At 36.8% G+C, this 15,064-nt stretch carries 15 protein-coding genes; 1 reads left to right on the top strand and 14 read right to left on the bottom strand.

Annotated elements, in window-relative coordinates; all coding sequences use genetic code 11:
* Nucleotides 1–15: 15 nt before the first annotated feature.
* The 9 genes from IGJ63_RS02390 to IGJ63_RS02350 form a co-directional block, all read right to left on the bottom strand.
* Nucleotides 16–2,112: a lectin-like domain-containing protein gene (locus tag IGJ63_RS02390; RefSeq protein WP_438745889.1), complete on the bottom strand. Its 2,097-nt coding sequence runs from the start codon at nucleotides 2,110–2,112 to the stop codon at nucleotides 16–18.
* A 19-nt stretch (nucleotides 2,113–2,131) separates the two neighbouring features.
* Nucleotides 2,132–2,911, bottom strand: coding sequence for a WxL domain-containing protein (locus IGJ63_RS02385; protein ID WP_002420004.1), 780 nt, complete (start codon nucleotides 2,909–2,911; stop codon nucleotides 2,132–2,134).
* A 16-nt stretch (nucleotides 2,912–2,927) separates the two neighbouring features.
* A complete protein-coding gene (locus tag IGJ63_RS02380; protein WP_002383012.1) occupies nucleotides 2,928–3,659 on the bottom strand; it encodes a WxL domain-containing protein in 732 nt (243 codons plus the stop codon).
* Nucleotides 3,659–4,042: an LPXTG cell wall anchor domain-containing protein gene (locus IGJ63_RS02375; RefSeq protein ID WP_002420002.1), complete on the bottom strand. Its 384-nt coding sequence runs from the start codon at nucleotides 4,040–4,042 to the stop codon at nucleotides 3,659–3,661. The genes IGJ63_RS02380 and IGJ63_RS02375 overlap by 1 nt, the downstream gene beginning before the upstream one ends.
* 178 nt (nucleotides 4,043–4,220) lie before the next feature.
* Entirely contained in the window at nucleotides 4,221–5,171 is a 951-nt protein-coding gene (gene trhO / locus IGJ63_RS02370) for an oxygen-dependent tRNA uridine(34) hydroxylase TrhO (RefSeq protein WP_002355603.1), read from the bottom strand.
* A gap of 346 nt (nucleotides 5,172–5,517) precedes the next feature.
* Complete coding sequence (locus IGJ63_RS02365; protein WP_101731851.1) at nucleotides 5,518–6,228, bottom strand: DUF1003 domain-containing protein; 711 nt, start codon at nucleotides 6,226–6,228, stop codon at nucleotides 5,518–5,520.
* A gap of 98 nt (nucleotides 6,229–6,326) precedes the next feature.
* Nucleotides 6,327–7,493: a serine hydrolase domain-containing protein gene (locus IGJ63_RS02360; protein ID WP_438745886.1), complete on the bottom strand. Its 1,167-nt coding sequence runs from the start codon at nucleotides 7,491–7,493 to the stop codon at nucleotides 6,327–6,329.
* A 153-nt stretch (nucleotides 7,494–7,646) separates the two neighbouring features.
* Nucleotides 7,647–8,027 (bottom strand): VOC family protein, encoded by a 381-nt coding sequence (locus tag IGJ63_RS02355; protein WP_002363195.1) that lies wholly within the window; start codon nucleotides 8,025–8,027, stop codon nucleotides 7,647–7,649.
* A 131-nt stretch (nucleotides 8,028–8,158) separates the two neighbouring features.
* Nucleotides 8,159–9,550, bottom strand: coding sequence for an L-cystine transporter (locus IGJ63_RS02350; protein WP_002355598.1), 1,392 nt, complete (start codon nucleotides 9,548–9,550; stop codon nucleotides 8,159–8,161).
* Nucleotides 9,551–9,847: 297 nt separating this feature from the next.
* Here IGJ63_RS02350 and IGJ63_RS02345 point away from each other — a divergent pair, with 297 nt between their 5' ends.
* Entirely contained in the window at nucleotides 9,848–10,183 is a 336-nt protein-coding gene (locus tag IGJ63_RS02345; protein ID WP_101731849.1) for a hypothetical protein, read from the top strand.
* A gap of 46 nt (nucleotides 10,184–10,229) precedes the next feature.
* Here IGJ63_RS02345 and IGJ63_RS02340 read toward each other — a convergent pair whose 3' ends face one another.
* The 5 genes from IGJ63_RS02340 to IGJ63_RS02320 form a co-directional block, all read right to left on the bottom strand.
* On the bottom strand, nucleotides 10,230–10,616 hold the full coding sequence (locus tag IGJ63_RS02340) for a DUF1149 family protein (RefSeq protein WP_002358717.1): 387 nt from the start codon (nucleotides 10,614–10,616) through the stop codon (nucleotides 10,230–10,232).
* Between the two features lie 112 nt (nucleotides 10,617–10,728).
* Entirely contained in the window at nucleotides 10,729–11,160 is a 432-nt protein-coding gene (locus IGJ63_RS02335; RefSeq protein ID WP_002355595.1) for a hypothetical protein, read from the bottom strand.
* A gap of 349 nt (nucleotides 11,161–11,509) precedes the next feature.
* On the bottom strand, nucleotides 11,510–12,154 hold the full coding sequence (locus tag IGJ63_RS02330; protein ID WP_101731848.1) for a deoxynucleoside kinase: 645 nt from the start codon (nucleotides 12,152–12,154) through the stop codon (nucleotides 11,510–11,512).
* An 8-nt stretch (nucleotides 12,155–12,162) separates the two neighbouring features.
* Complete coding sequence (gene pnuC, locus IGJ63_RS02325) at nucleotides 12,163–12,861, bottom strand: nicotinamide riboside transporter PnuC (RefSeq protein ID WP_180758878.1); 699 nt, start codon at nucleotides 12,859–12,861, stop codon at nucleotides 12,163–12,165.
* Nucleotides 12,862–13,423: 562 nt separating this feature from the next.
* Nucleotides 13,424–15,010 (bottom strand): amidase family protein, encoded by a 1,587-nt coding sequence (locus tag IGJ63_RS02320; RefSeq protein ID WP_438745883.1) that lies wholly within the window; start codon nucleotides 15,008–15,010, stop codon nucleotides 13,424–13,426.
* Between the last annotated feature and the right edge of the window lie 54 nt (nucleotides 15,011–15,064).

Here is a 15,064-nt window from a genome sequence, read left to right as displayed (position 1 = left end):
TCTCCATTCTTTTCTTTAATTTCCTGGTACGTCTTCTAACGCCCAAGATAAACGAGCTTTAAATGTTCCAACTCTTTGATAAGCTACAGGAACATTGATTTGAATTCCTTGTTGTTTTGATTCATCAAGTAATGCTGTTAAATCTGTTTCACCTTTCTGATTACTTTCTAAAAGCGTAATTGCCTCATTTGTAATCTGAGAGCTTCCAGCAGTTGAAACGAAAGAAAAAACATCTGGCATTACAATTGAATCATTTGTTAACGGTTGCGTTTGCTTTAGTTGCAAGCGCCAATTATTTGCGTTACGTTCATCCACGACTTTGAGTCCTTCGGTGGGATGCCCAAGTTTAATTAGTGGTTGATTACGTATCTTTTCCGTACCAAAAGTAATCTGTTTTGGTGTCTCTTTAAAATATAGTTCCCCTAAACGATAGTAAAAATAAATATCTTTTGTTTCCTCTGTCATTGTTCCTTCCGCATTGCCCGAGTCTTTTGTAAAAACATAGCCAGAAATATCTAGGGGTTTTTCTTGATAGGGTGCACCAATTTTCCCTGTTACACTTTTAGGTGGAGCAATATCTTTACCTTCCGCGTCTTTATAAAAAACGGTTACTGTTTTTTCTGTTGGTTTAGGAATAGTAATCGTTACATTATTTGACTTTTGCAGTAAGGTTCCTTCTTCATAATAGTCAAAGTTCATAGTTAAAACTTTTTCGGGCGTATTATCTTGAAGGGTTGTTTTTAATTCAATCATCATGTCCTTCTTTAAAACTAGGTAGTCATTTAAAGCAATTGTTAAGTGATTCCCTGTTTGTGTCAGATCTTTGGCTGCTACCTTTTTACCATCAATCGTTAATGAATTTTCTTCATATGCTAATTCATCAGGTAAGTCAATGCTTACTTGCGGTTGACGATCTTCGATAAAGTCATTGTCAATATTCAACGTATTCCGTAGTATCACCTGATCATTTTTCACTGCTTCAACAGCTGAACTAAACTCCTGACCATTCACGCTAAGGGCTGCTTGTGACGTAACGTTGGTAGGAATTTGTGTCATTGCTAAAGCATTCTCTTGGTATTTGCCACCTGTGGATGATGTAAAGCCCCAATAAACTGTTGTTGCGCTAAATTGTGCATTTAAATCTGAAACTACATACGTATTCGTGCCCACACCTTCTAAATCATATGTTAATGCTTTGGCTGCGGCATTCCAATGAACAGTCAACATGCGCCAGGTTCCATTAGATAGATAGGTTGGCGCAACAGTGACGCCTGAATGCTCCCCTGTATAGTTGTTGTTATTAGCTTTCGGAGTGACAAAAGCTAAATGTCCATTTCCCTTATCTTGTGAAATTTCTCGGTCCATTCGGTTGGAACTACCAGTATTTTTATAGGTATCAAACTCAATCGATAAGGCATTTCTAACATAGGGTTGACCCGCTTTCGTGGAGTATGCGCCGATTCCCATCCCAGGTGAACCAATGACTTCTTGAGGCGTTGTGGACATTCTAGGATCATTCGTTAAGGTAAAGGTCATACCATCACCAGCATTTGCATACTCGTTTCCTAAATACAAATAACTTTTAAAGGTAAAATCCGACAATAAACTGATTGGTTTTTTTGACCAAATAGCTCCTTTTTGTGATTTAACAGCTGGGTTTAGTTGTAATAACTTCCCACCTTCTAAAATACTTGTTGCATTTCCAATTGGCTCTTGAAATACCTTGTCGATTGGAATGATATTAGGATCATCAGGCAATGAAGTAGCGTATGGCGCAGCCAACATGCGCGGCTGTGGTTCAACTATCGCCGATTCCGTTGCACTGTTATCGTCATCCTTTTGTTGTTTGCTAGGTTCTAAAGTAGCCGTTAATTGGTCTGTTTCTGCTGGATGATTATCGGTTGTTGTCGTTTCTAGGGAAGGTTCTTGCTCTAATGTTTCCGAGTGAGAAGGAGCGCTAGTTGCCTGATCATTGGCCGATTCCTCCACTATTTCCCGATTGACTTCGTTGATATTTGTCGAAGGATTACTAATCGCTTCGCTAGTAATAGGCGCAAGGAGTAGTAAGAATAAACTACTTGCCAAAAAGACTAGGCTTTGTTTGTTTCGCATCTCTCTTCACCTCTACTTTTTAAATTCCTGGTACATCCGTCAACGTCCACAATAATTTTGTTTGATATTTCACGGCATCTTTAGGGGTTGACCCTGGTACTGATAGCGCGACATCCTTTGTAACATTAACATTGTGTACCGTATTGGTTTCATCGCGTTCTGCAACCACTTCTACTTTTCCCCAATAAGTAGCCCAAGTTCCCGCACCAGTTCCTTGCTTCGCAGCTGCCACTAGCGATGCGGTCCCTGGAACAAGGGCAATCTTATTTGTTGCCTCTGGTTTCACAACATTTTGCGCATTACTATTAACAGTCGGGTTAGCTAAAGAAATTTGCGCACCTGTCAACTGACTATTTAAAGTCGCCTTTGTTGCTTTAAATTGCTCCTTTTGCGTAACCGTTAAAGACCAACCACTATTGGTTCCTCTATTATCAGAAATTTGCACAAAATTTGGTGTATCTTTTTGATTTTCTTGATATTGCTGTGCTCTTGCAAAATATACTTGGTCTTTATTCGAAATACGATTTTTCCCAAAGTCAAAACTTGAAGCATAATCAATAGACAGCGGTCCTTGGGTACCAGGATTGGGACCTTCTGGGTCTGTTGGATCAATTGGTTTGACTGGCTTTTCTGGATCGGGATTTTCTGGATCAACTGGCTCTGTCGGATCTACGTTCGGAATAAATTCTACTAAACCATTCGAACGATACTCTTTTGGCTCTTCTGCCTTCGCTTGTAAGGACCAACCAGCAACTGCAAATGTACTGCATAGAACGATTCCTGTGAATTGTTTTTTCATTGCTTTTCTCCTTTATTTAATTATTAGCGGGAGTATCTTCTAATGCCCAAACTAACTTCGTTGAATATTGTTGTGCAAGCTTTACAGATTTTCCGGGAACGAATAGTTGGACAGCTTCTTTATTTGTTGCTTCATTTGAACCAAAGCGATAAACCCAAGTCCCAACACCTGTTTCTTTTTTAGCGTTCATCGCTAGATTATTATTTACACCAGGTGTTAAGGAAATAGTACTACTGACTTCAGTAGGTTTATATTTTTCATCCACCATTGAGGCAGCTTCTGCCTTTGTAAACGTTAATTGAGCGCCGACTAGTTCCTCTCCAGTAGCTGTTTTAAATTGTTCAGGTTGGGAAAGCGTTAGTTTCCATCCTGCTAACGTTCCTCTTTTATCAGTTACTTGTACATAGGTTGGTTTTTTTGAACCATCTTTCATTTCATCTGGCGCAGCATAATACGTTTGATCTGCCGTAGAAATCTTTTGTGTGCCAAATTTAAATTTTGAACCATAATCAATTGATAAGGCACCACCCGTTCCTGGCCCTGGAGGATCAATTGGGTCTACTGGATCAGTAGGATCGGGATTTTCTGGATCAACAGGCGGTGTGATTTCGTTATCGCCTGCTTCAAAAGTAATTGTGCCTTCCGTATTGTATTCTTTCGGAAAAGTTTCTGCTGCTGATGCGTTTATTGCTTGAAACCCTACGCCTAAAAGTATGGTTGCCGATGTAAGTAAAATAGTTTTTTTCATTAAATAAGCTCCTTCTCTCGTTTCATTTTATTAATTAAATAAATGACTACCCCCAACAAACTAACTCCTATCAAGGAATACAGCGGATTTTCAGACTCGCCTGTTTTAGGTAAAACTGCTTGTCCAGAAGCAGCTAAATTGTTTCTTCCCTGTTCTTCTGATTGTTGGGTATACGCTACGTCATTTGACTCTTTTTCATTCTCATAAACGTAGGTGCCATAGAAGCTCGCTTGACCATTTGATTCATAATTATTTTCTTCAGCCATAACGCTTTTTGTTTGCAACCCAATGATCAATAGCCCTAAACATACCAAACTAAACCCTCTTATGATTTTCATCTGAATTCCTCCTTCCCCATTTTCAACATTGACTGGCCCAGCCAATAAACATTATATAAAAGAAATATTTATTAGATTTTTTTATTTTTTTCAAACGCTTTCAAAAAATAAAATGGTTTTAGCTAAGAAAGCTTTAAAATCAACACTTTTAAAGACAAAAAAATAAACAAAAAAACTTCAAAAAATAATTTTCGAAGTTTTTTTGTTTATTTTTTTATTATTTTTATACTTCAACCGCTTCTAACAAAGCCAAACGTTCAGCAACTTCTGCTTCTGTTAAATTATGTTTTTTTACATAACGGTTGGCAGGATGCTGGCTACACTCTAATGAGCAGCCACCTAAATGCTTATGTTCATTTTCTTCTGAAGTTAAGATTTGACGATTACATTCTGGGTTTGCACAGTTAATGTAGCGTTCGCAAGGTGTTCCATCAAACCAATCTTTCCCAATAACTTTTTTATCAACGTGATTAATTTCGACACTGATTCGGTCATCAAAGACATACATTTTGCCGTCCCAAAGTTCGCCACGTGTTTCTGGATTTTTTCCATAGTTGGCGATACCGCCATGCAATTGAGCAACATCTTCAAATCCTTCTTTTAATAACCAGCCAGAAAATTTTTCACAGCGAATCCCGCCAGTACAATAGGTAACAATTTTTTTATCCATAAATTGTTCTTTGTTCTCGCGAATCCATTGTGGTAATTCACGGAAGCTACGGATATCTGGGCGCACGGCACCACGGAAATGGCCTAAATCATATTCATAATCGTTACGAGCATCGATTACAACAGTGTCTTCGTCTAATAAGGCTTCTTTAAATTCTGCAGGTTCCAAATATTTCCCCGTCGTTTCCAATGGATCAACGTCTTCTTCTAAGTTCAACGCCACTAATTCAGAACGTGGGCGAACAAACATTTTGCGGAACGCCATTTCTTCTGCTGGATCAATTTTAAAGAATGTATCCTTAAAGCGCTCATCTGCTTGCATTGCTTCCATGTACTTTTCTGTTTCTTCGACAGTACCAGATAACGTTCCGTTAATCCCTTCTGTCGCTACTAAAATACGGCCTTTTAAATTTAATGATTTGCAAAAAGCTAGATGCTCTTTCGCAAAAGCTTCTGGATCTTCAATTGTTGTATATTTGTAATAAAGTAATACTTGGTATTTCATCTTGTTTTCCCCTTTTGTATAAAGTCATTCTATCCCATTATACGGTGAATAAAAAAGGGAAAGCGATTATTTTGCTTGTGTATTTACACACAATAAAAAAAGCCTGATAAACGGCGGGAACAGAACCAACACTACGCGTTGCTCCGATCTCAACAACTTCTAAGAGCTAAAGCTCTAAGAGTTGAAGGTCCTTCGGAAATAAGCCGAAATTGTTGAGAATCACGAAGAACGTAGTGATTCGATGATGAACAATACCTACTTGGTCTCCAAAAATTAAAGAGCAATTTTCGGAAATTTCTTCTTATTTCTCGGAGCTAAACGGTTCTGTCCCGACCTCTTCTATATACTACTCCTTTTCAGAAGTCGCAGCGAGTTGTTCTTGCAATTCACCTAAAAGTTCAATTTGAATATTTTGGATTTTTACCAAATTTTCTAGTTGATTATTGATAATATAATCCATTTTCTCATGTAATAAATTAATTTCTACTTCTGCTTTTAAGTTAATTTTATAATCATTATTCGCTTGTTCTCTATCACGGGCTTCTTGTCTGTTTTGACTCATCATAATAATCGGTGCTTGGATAGCTGCTAAACAAGATAAGGCGAGATTTAGCAAAATATAAGGATATTTGTCAAATGGTTGTCCCAATAAAGTAGTAGAGTTAATCACGATCCAAGCAATCAACACGAAACAAAAGAAGCCAATAAACACCCAGCTACCGCCAAATTTAGTAATGGTATCCGCTGCTCGTTGGCCAAAGGTTAATTTCTTTTCCATCTTTTCATTCATATTATTGGAAATCAGCTTATCTTCTTTGATATGTTGAACCACCAACTCATTCAGTTGTTGGATTTTTTCAGAATCATTTGCGACTAATTGTTTCATGTAATCCAAACGATAATTAAGTAACTCCGCCAATGTAATCATCGATTCAGCTGTCAATTGTGGATTGTTTTGGAGAATAAAAGCTTGCGTTTCCTGTTCTATATCTTGAAGATAAATGTTTTTTTTCGTTGATTCACCAATAACAACTTGTTTATTTTTTGATTGCTTCATCTTCGTCACTCCCTTTGATTGTTCTTCCCTTTATTTTAATATAAAGTCTCTCAGAAGAAACCTAAAAAGGCTTTGGAGTGATCGTCGTTGCTTCTGCTTTAAAATTTCACAGTTAAATTGGTTACATCATGGAACAACGAACCAATTAATTCTTTGTATTTCGCTGGATTCACACAATTAGTTAGCAATATGACCCCGGTTTTCATATCTTTTGAAAATAAAGCTAGGGCTTGTTGACCTGCTTCAACGCCGTGTAAGCGTAAATAATTATCATGAACATAGATGCCCCCATGATAAGAACTTTGCTGAGAAGACGTCCATAATTTTTGCAAAAGTGCGGTGGAAACTAAATGTCCACTCGTTAATTGATGTAAGTACCAATACAAATCACCTGTCGTCATATCCACATTACCAGTCCCAAATTCATGGGCAAAACTAGCTGCGGGAATTGAGAGCACTTGATTATACGAATTGTCTTCTGTCCATTTATAGCTTGTTGAATTATTGGGTTGTTCCAATAAGGTTTCAAAGAAGCCAAAATTCTTTAAACCAGCTGTTTTATGATAAAAATTATTAAATAATTCTTGATAGGTACGTTGATACATTTTCTCTAACATTCCTGCTAAAAGGACAAAATTTACTGGGGAATAATTGTATTTTCCTTTATTGACTTGAATGGTATTTTGTTTAACAAATTGAATAATTTCTTCATCCGTAACGATATTATTAGGTATTGCTGATAACTTCAAACCGCTTGTCATATTCAACATATCGCTAATCGTAATATCTCCAGCACCTTGAACTTGCGGATAAAACGTAGCGAGTTTTGTATCTAATGTAAGTTTACCTTCTTCAATCGCTTTTAAGATCAAAGTTGTGGTAAAAGATTTTTGAATTGAGCCAATCTGAAACCTTGTGTTTGACGTGTTGGCTTGTTGCTTTTCAAAATTGGCAAAGCCATATCCTTTATTTACTAAAACCTGATCATCTTTAATGATCAAAGCCGAACCAATATAATTTGTTTCTTGAATTTTTTGATCAAGTTCGCCACTATCTGGTGCAACTATTTCTTTCGTTAAATTCGCATAATTATCACTTCGGCGATCTTCTTCCAAGACCACTTTCGATTCTTGACTAACTTGTGAATCTCTAGTGAAAAAGAACGTTTTTATTAAATAACCACTACCACCAATCACCACCAACAAACATACTATAAAAAGCCAATTCACTCCTCCATGTCTTTTCTTTGCATGTCGTTTACGCATACCGCTTACCTCCGCCTATTCTATTAACAGCATTATCATACGCTATATTTTCATGAAAATTACAGATTTTAGTAAAATTTATAAAACTTTCAACTTTTATAAAAAACAGCTTGGCACCAGAATCAATCTAGATTCCGGTGCCAAGCTGTTTTTTTATTTACTTTCTTGCCCCATCACAGCAAAGTAATTATCATCATTATCTGCAAAATTAAAAACTAAGCCTGTTGGCAATTGAACCATTTCACCGACAGTAACGCCAGCCTCTTGCATTTTTTTATAGAGACCAATGATATCATCGCTAGCAAACATTAGAGAAGGGGTATTCCCCGCCACTTCTGGTGAATGTTTTTGAATAAAGGCCAAATCATATAAAACAATAATCGTCTCTGCTGATTCACTTGGCGCAATCTCTACCACCAATGTGCCGTCAACTTCCTCTCTTTCCTTTTCAACAAAGCCAAACGTTTGCCAAAATTGACTAGATTCCTCAACATTATTCACATATAACATAATCTTTACTTGGTTTGAAAACATTCCTTCACGTCCTTTTGAATTTAGTTAACAACTTATTATATACGTTCTTTTAAATAATTACTGCACTTTCGCTTAAAATCAAAAAAAGTGTTTGAGCAAGACATTGCTCAAACACTTTTCGTTTTATTGATTTAGATATTTGCATCTAAGACAACGTCGCGATCATTTAAGACATCACGATCTAATTCATGAATACGAGCACTTGTTAACACACCTGCAACCATACTATCGTTAACGTTAACAGCTGTCCGCGCCATGTCAATAAGTGGTTCAACCGAAATTACTAAACCAACAATTGCAACTGGCAAGTTCATTGCGCCTAAAACGATTAGAGAAGCAAAGGTTGCTCCGCCGCCGACACCGGCTACGCCAAATGAACTGATTGTGACAACTGCTACTAACATTAAAATAAATTGTAAACTAAAGACATCAATTCCAACAGTTGGTGCAACGATGGTTGCTAACATAGCTGGATAAACGCCGGCACAACCATTTTGTCCAATAGATAAACCGAAACTACCAGCAAAGTTTGCTGTAGCATCATCGACACCTAATGCTTTGGTTTGTGTTTCAATATTTAATGGTAAAGCTCCTGCACTTGAACGAGAAGTAAAAGCAAAGCTCAAGACTGGAAAAACTTTCTTTAGATACGTAACTGGATTGACTTTTAAAGTAATTAAAATCAGCATGTGAATGGCAAAAACAATGATTAAGGCCACATACGATGCCAACACAAATTTACCTAAGTTAATAATCGCAACAAAATCACTTGTTGCTACAACATTAATCATTAACGCTAACACGCCATAAGGGGTCAAGCGTAAAACTAAGGTAACAATTCGCATGGTAATTTTATATAAACTATCAATTAAATTTGCAAAAAATTCAGCTTCTTTTGGCGCTTTACGACGAACGCCTAAATAAGCGACACCAACAAACGCAGCAAAGATTACCACCCCAATGGTACTCATTGGTCGTGTTCCCGCAAAGTCAGCAAAGACATTTTTAGGAATGAATGAAACAATTTGTTGGGGAATCGTCAAATCTTGAATCGCATCTTGACGCGTCGCTAACTCGGCAATTCTTGACGTTTCTGCAGCACCTTGCGTGAATTTTGCCCCTTGAAGACCAAACGCTAAGGTTGTTCCAATCCCCACCAAGGCAGCTACTGCTGTTGTTCCTAGTAAGGTGGCTAACACATTAAAGCTAATTTTTCCTAATTTATTGGATTCTTTCATTTTTGTAAATGCACCTACGATAGATACAAATACTAACGGAATTACGAGCATTTGTAGAAACGCTACATAACCATTACCTACAATCCCGATCCATTCCATTGATTGCGTAGTAATTTTACTGTCTGTACCAAAAGCAAATTGAATAATTGCACCTAAAACAATCCCCACGCCCAATGCTGAAAAGACACGTGTTGAGAATTTTAAATGTTTCTTTTGCATTTGGTAGAAACCGAATAACACAGCAATAAATGCAAGGATCACTAATACAGTGATGAATGTTGTCATTTTAGTTCCTCCCTATGTTTTTAATGACAAGTACATCAAAGGAAGTAAAGGTTCCCGGTACTCACTCTCCAGTAAATACCCTGAAAACAGCAAACTGTTTCCAGTGATAGTTCTATTGTACCTTATTTTATAGCAAATAGTGGGATAATTTGCTTACTTTTTGATAGAAAATAACCGTTGTGATAGTTTAAAACTATCACCAAGCGTTGTTTTACTAGTCACTGTAAAAATAATTTGTTTTTTGTCCTCTTTCTTTTAAGCTGACGTGGTATACTTAGTTCTAGGAGGTGTAAGCGTATGCAAAAAATTTGTTGGATCCTTTCTGTCAACCGTGATGGAGCAATGTTGTATGTTGGGAGCCCTGCAAATGGAGGTCCTTGGCTCTTTTCAAATAAAGAGCAGCAAAACATCAAAGCCTTTTTTCAACCAACCTATGAAATTGACTTTATCAGTTATGATGTTCTTTCAGAGAAAGTACCAGAAGCTGCGTTCATTTTGTACAATGAAATGCTCGCTCCCTATCTTCCCGAAAAAATCACCAAAGTTGGTCAGCCGATTGCTTATGTGGATATCGCTACAAAAAATTATGAAAAGTTTAAAAAAGCTTTAGTTGCTAAATCTACACAAGAATAAAAACAGCGTTTGTAACGGATTCCGTTACAAACGCTGTTTTTAAAGGTTAAGCTTCTTCTGATTGTTGAAAATTCAATTGAACACCTGGACGATCCAGAGCAATTTCAGTTACTTCATAAGATAAACGTTCGACGATGCTAAATAAAGGACGCACAAGTTCATCGACTTCTTCTTGCGAAATATCTTCTTGTTTTTCAATTTTACGATCAATAATGTGATTAATTTGACTAATCGCCCCTGATAAAACAAATTCGTCAAAGACAATTCGAAATTCTAAGCGAGCAACAAGTGCTGAGCTATTTTCTGGATAATTTTCTTCTTCTACTTCAATTGGTGAAAAACTGACACGTAAATCTGTCTCTACTTCTGAATCAGGTACTCGCATATCATAGTGATACGCTTCAACAATTTCTTGTTGGCGTTTAATTTCCATTGTTTTTTCTCTCCTTTTTTAACAAGATATTCCCCTTTTAGAATATCCAATGGTTTCTTTTCTCAAGTATACCACAAGTCCGAAAGTTGCCTAGACCAAAAAACACAGAAGGTCAGACTTTTTTGATAAATTGATTTTGGCAGTTTGAACAAGTGACTTTGATTGTTCCTCGTCCTTTCGGCGCACGTAATGACTGCTGACATTTTGGACATTTAAAATAACGATACTCTTTCTGAGTCATGTGTCGCTTGCGAAAAGCATGAACCTTTTGCATTAGGCGTTGTTTTCGAAGAATAAACCGTTGATTTTCATTCAATCGCGGGTGAATATGTTTTGAAAAAAAGCGATAATACACGTAGGCGACTGTGATTAAAATCAATAATCGAACCCAAAGATAGCCAGTAAAAATATTGATGAGCGCCAGCACAACACTTGTTAGCAACAGCGTTCGATTCAATTCATCAAACCGGGCATAACGTCCTTGTAAAAATCGTTGCGCTTTTTTGCGCCAACGTAGAATGCGTTCAAACCAAATTTGGCCCATTTATCTTCCTTCTTTCGAGCATTATTTTTTGAATAAATGATTGATTTACAGAAACTTTCAATCAAAATTTACACTTACTAAGTCCAAATTTTGAACAACTGTTGGTTATTTTCGATGGTATACTTCTAGAGAAGTCAGGTCAACCGATGAATGACTTCGTTGATAATAGCTACCGCTATTTTATACAAACTTAAACTGTCGATAGATAGATTATCCGATTTTAACTTAGGGGAAGGTTAAAATCCGATTCTATAATTTAGCACTATACTCCTTTATTTAGTAGCAACTTTAGCCTATCTATCCACATTTTAAGTCAAAAAGAAGCAAGTCCGGACTTGCTTCTTTTTATTTATCTTTCTAATTCTTCAATTTTCTTCTCAATTAACTCCAAGACATATTGACACGCTTCAGGATCTTCGACAAAATCATATTTATCGCCATCAATTTGAATTTTAGGACTTTCATCATAGTCTTCGTACCATTGATCATAACGCTCGTTCAACATTTGATAGTAATCATACAACGTTGAATCTGTCTCAATTTGTTCATAAGGACGGCCACGTTTTTTGATGCGTTCTAACATTTTGGGAAATGAAATACGAATGTGAACTAACAAATCAGGTCTTTTTTTATGCGCAGCATAAGGCAATTCTTGGAGCATGTTTTGTAATAAGTCATCGTACACTTTGACCTCTGTTTCGTTGGCACGACCTAAATCTGCATTTAAATGAAAAAGTAATGAATCTTCATAAATCGAGCGATCCAATACATTATTTTCATGCGTTAATGCTTGTTTAATACTATCAAAACGTTTATTTAAAAAATAAATTTGTAATAAAAATGCGTACTTTTCCGGTTCCGCATAAAATAAAGGTAATACCTCATTATCATCAACTGATTCGTAAAAGGCTTCTGAACCTAAACGGTTTGCAATTAAAGCTGTTAAACTAGATTTACCAGCGCCAATCGTACCTGCTAAAACAATCACTGCCATCGAACTCCCTACCTATTTTTTTCCATTTTATTTTTTATCTTCAACCAATTAAACATACCAAAAATTGAGTTAAAAGTATACATACAATACATAACAAATATCGCATAATCACCACCAGCGTGCGTCCCTGCTCGGAACCATAACAAAATTGAAAAAATATTTCCTAGTAGCCAAAACACGAATTGCGATTGATAACGTTTAATCATCAATAACATCCCTGTCGCTGAAACACTGAACGTGATTGCATCTAATGTTTGTTGCGCATCATTTACAAAGCCTAACAAAATATATGCAGCTACGCCAATGAGCAGCCACGTGAAAAAGGCATACAACCACTGAATACCTTTTAAAACTTTTACTTCGGTTACTTGACCCGAGCCATCTTCGCTAGCCCGAAGCCAAGAATAAAGCCCTGTAATGTCCATAATAATATAGAAGCTTTGTAAAAGAACTTCCGCATATACCCGTGTTACTAACCCAAAATAGCCAATAATCACTGCACTGATTAAGCCAAAAATGTAATTGCTGACTTTTCCTTGGGCAATTAAATTCACACAAATGATGCCGGCTAAACCACCTACTAACGTAATCCAATTCGATGGATTGATAGCAAATGCAATCAACTGTACCCCCGCCATCAAAGCTAAAAACAAGTAACTTCTCGTTTCCCAACCTTTAAAATCATTCACCAAAAAATTCTTATTCACGACAAATTTCCGACCTTCCTAAAACCAAACTTTTCTCTGTTGACGTCTCAATAAGAGTACTCCGTTTTAAAAAACAAGTCAATCAGATTTCGGAATAAAAAGAAGATTTTAATACTATATATTGATTAAAAAAATAAAAAGACACTACATATAGTTATTTCGTAAGCTTTCTGATATCCTTTATTGCCACAATATTTTCTTCATCTTGTTTTAATCTTCTATGTAGTCATGGATTTGTTTCCATCTAATAATTCCTGCTGCAGAACCCTTTACGACGGTAGCGCTCCAAATTAATGTTGCGAAAGCGGAAGCAACCGCACATATTTATGCTTCAAACACAGCCATCGTTCACTCTTTTTATTGAAATGCTTAAAAATTGACGGCCTTATTTCTCGAATCTGGCCACTTATTAACTTATTACATGAAAACATTCGCCTAAAAAAGCAAAAAAAAAAAAAAACGACTCACCTAAATAATCGACCTACAAATAATTTTCTTTCATTTGTAGGTCGATTATCTTTATTAGGTTTGATACGGATGTTTCGCCATTCCTAGTTTCCCTTTACTGCTCATCTCTACTTATTTTTTTACTGTTTGCCAATAGCTCGTTGTCTGAAAGCACTATCCGTCCTTTGGTACTTTGTTCAAAGCTGTAAGCTTGCTCAAATAACGTTTGCTCTTTATTGGCAGTTTGTGTAAAAGTCAGCCCATAAGGTTGTCCTTCACTGTTTTTCGCCAAAGGAACAGTCAATTCAGGATATCCTGCCACGGCACTTAAACCCGTACCTTCAGAATCAATAAAAGCATATCCGTCTAATTGTTGTTTTTTTAGCAACGCATCAAACGTTTGCTGTGCTTTTTTAATGGTTGCTTGAAGGACTTCTTTATCTGGTTGTTTCTTTTTAACATCTGCTTCTAATAAATCTTGCCCATACTTGGCACGAACCTTTTTATCTTGTTGATTATACGCAATTAGTTCCTCTAGTTTTTTAAATGGTAAATCATAACGTTTCGCAAATTCTTCCAATGCAAACTTAAATTCATTGGAAATAACTTTCCCGCCATCAATCCCTTCCATATCTGGTGTTACCGGAATCACTTCTGCTCCTGCTTTTTGGAGGGCCTTTTTAGCAGTCGCAAATTCTTCTTCAGCACTTGGCATTTCTAGCAACCCAATGCGTTGACCTTGTAAGTTATTTTTAGTAAATTTCGTTGAATCAATGCTCGGAACCGTGTCTTTCTTAAACGCATTATAGCCTTGCGCAGCATCAACGACACTTCGGGCAATCGGGCCAACTGTATCTAATGACGGTGCCAATGGCAAAACACCTTCGCCACTTACTGAACTGTGGGTCGGTTTAAAACCAACCACTGATTGATGAGAAGCGGGGGAAACAATCGATCCCATCGTCTCAGTGCCTAAAGAGAAGGCGCCGATATTCATCGTCACACTAGCCGCACTCCCAGAACTTGAACCTGAAGGTGTTATTTTGAGTGGCCCATAAGGATTAAGTGTTTGTCCATGTTTGGAACTATAGCCACTTGGTGCTTTCATTGACATATAATTCGCTAGTTCAGATAAGTTTACTTTTCCTAAAATCAAAGCTTGCGCCTCTGTTAACTTCTTAACTACTTCCGCATCTTCCTTAGGCTTGAACGTGCGTAAGGCATAAGCTCCTGCACTCGAAATCATGTTGGTCGTATTTATATTTTCTTTCAAAGTCACAGGAATACCATACAAAGGCTTCTTCGGTGTTTGAGAGGCTTGCTGGTCAAATGCCTTTGCTTCCTTAATTGCTTGCGGATTGATTTCAGAGATGCTGTTCATGCCATTATCTATTTGATCGAACTGTAAAATACGGTCCAAATAAAACGCCGTAAGTTCTTCATAGGTCAATGCTCCGTTGGCAATCGCTTGCTGTAATTCAGTGATATTTTTTTCAATAATCAACGGTGCTTTGGTACGAGCTTTTTGTACATCTGTTTCTTTTAATTGGTCTTCAATCGTTTTAACGATTCTCTCTTGATTGTACATTGCTGGGGTTTCTGCCTCAGGAGTGAACTTTTTGAGTATAAACCAATACGCTGCAGCGCCTATTATGACTAACAAAACAGCAATTATTCCGATTACTTTAAAAAATTTAGACATTTTTATCCTCCTATACCATTTAAAGATTATCTTACTATGTTTATTTTTGCATGA

It is taken from the genome of Enterococcus sp. DIV1375a (assembly GCF_051712205.1).
Taxonomy (GTDB): domain Bacteria; phylum Bacillota; class Bacilli; order Lactobacillales; family Enterococcaceae; genus Enterococcus; species Enterococcus faecalis.
This window is presented reverse-complemented; position numbering and strand designations above follow the sequence as displayed.

What these genes read in the sequence shown, in the direction of transcription:
- IGJ63_RS02340 (WP_002358717.1), bottom strand. Translation starts at nt 10,616, where the DNA reads ATGGAAATTAAACGCCAACAAGAAATTGTTGAAGCGTATCACTATGAT.
- IGJ63_RS02355 (WP_002363195.1), bottom strand. Translation starts at nt 8,027, where the DNA reads ATGTTTTCAAACCAAGTAAAGATTATGTTATATGTGAATAATGTTGAG.
- IGJ63_RS02390 (WP_438745889.1), bottom strand. Translation starts at nt 2,112, where the DNA reads ATGCGAAACAAACAAAGCCTAGTCTTTTTGGCAAGTAGTTTATTCTTA.
- IGJ63_RS02330 (WP_101731848.1), bottom strand. Translation starts at nt 12,154, where the DNA reads ATGGCAGTGATTGTTTTAGCAGGTACGATTGGCGCTGGTAAATCTAGT.
- IGJ63_RS02350 (WP_002355598.1), bottom strand. Translation starts at nt 9,550, where the DNA reads ATGACAACATTCATCACTGTATTAGTGATCCTTGCATTTATTGCTGTG.
- IGJ63_RS02380 (WP_002383012.1), bottom strand. Translation starts at nt 3,659, where the DNA reads ATGAAAAAAACTATTTTACTTACATCGGCAACCATACTTTTAGGCGTA.
- IGJ63_RS02385 (WP_002420004.1), bottom strand. Translation starts at nt 2,911, where the DNA reads ATGAAAAAACAATTCACAGGAATCGTTCTATGCAGTACATTTGCAGTT.
- IGJ63_RS02335 (WP_002355595.1), bottom strand. Translation starts at nt 11,160, where the DNA reads ATGGGCCAAATTTGGTTTGAACGCATTCTACGTTGGCGCAAAAAAGCG.
- IGJ63_RS02345 (WP_101731849.1), top strand. Translation starts at nt 9,848, where the DNA reads ATGCAAAAAATTTGTTGGATCCTTTCTGTCAACCGTGATGGAGCAATG.
- IGJ63_RS02360 (WP_438745886.1), bottom strand. Translation starts at nt 7,493, where the DNA reads ATGCGTAAACGACATGCAAAGAAAAGACATGGAGGAGTGAATTGGCTT.
- trhO (WP_002355603.1), bottom strand. Translation starts at nt 5,171, where the DNA reads ATGAAATACCAAGTATTACTTTATTACAAATATACAACAATTGAAGAT.
- IGJ63_RS02320 (WP_438745883.1), bottom strand. Translation starts at nt 15,010, where the DNA reads ATGTCTAAATTTTTTAAAGTAATCGGAATAATTGCTGTTTTGTTAGTC.
- IGJ63_RS02365 (WP_101731851.1), bottom strand. Translation starts at nt 6,228, where the DNA reads ATGAAGCAATCAAAAAATAAACAAGTTGTTATTGGTGAATCAACGAAA.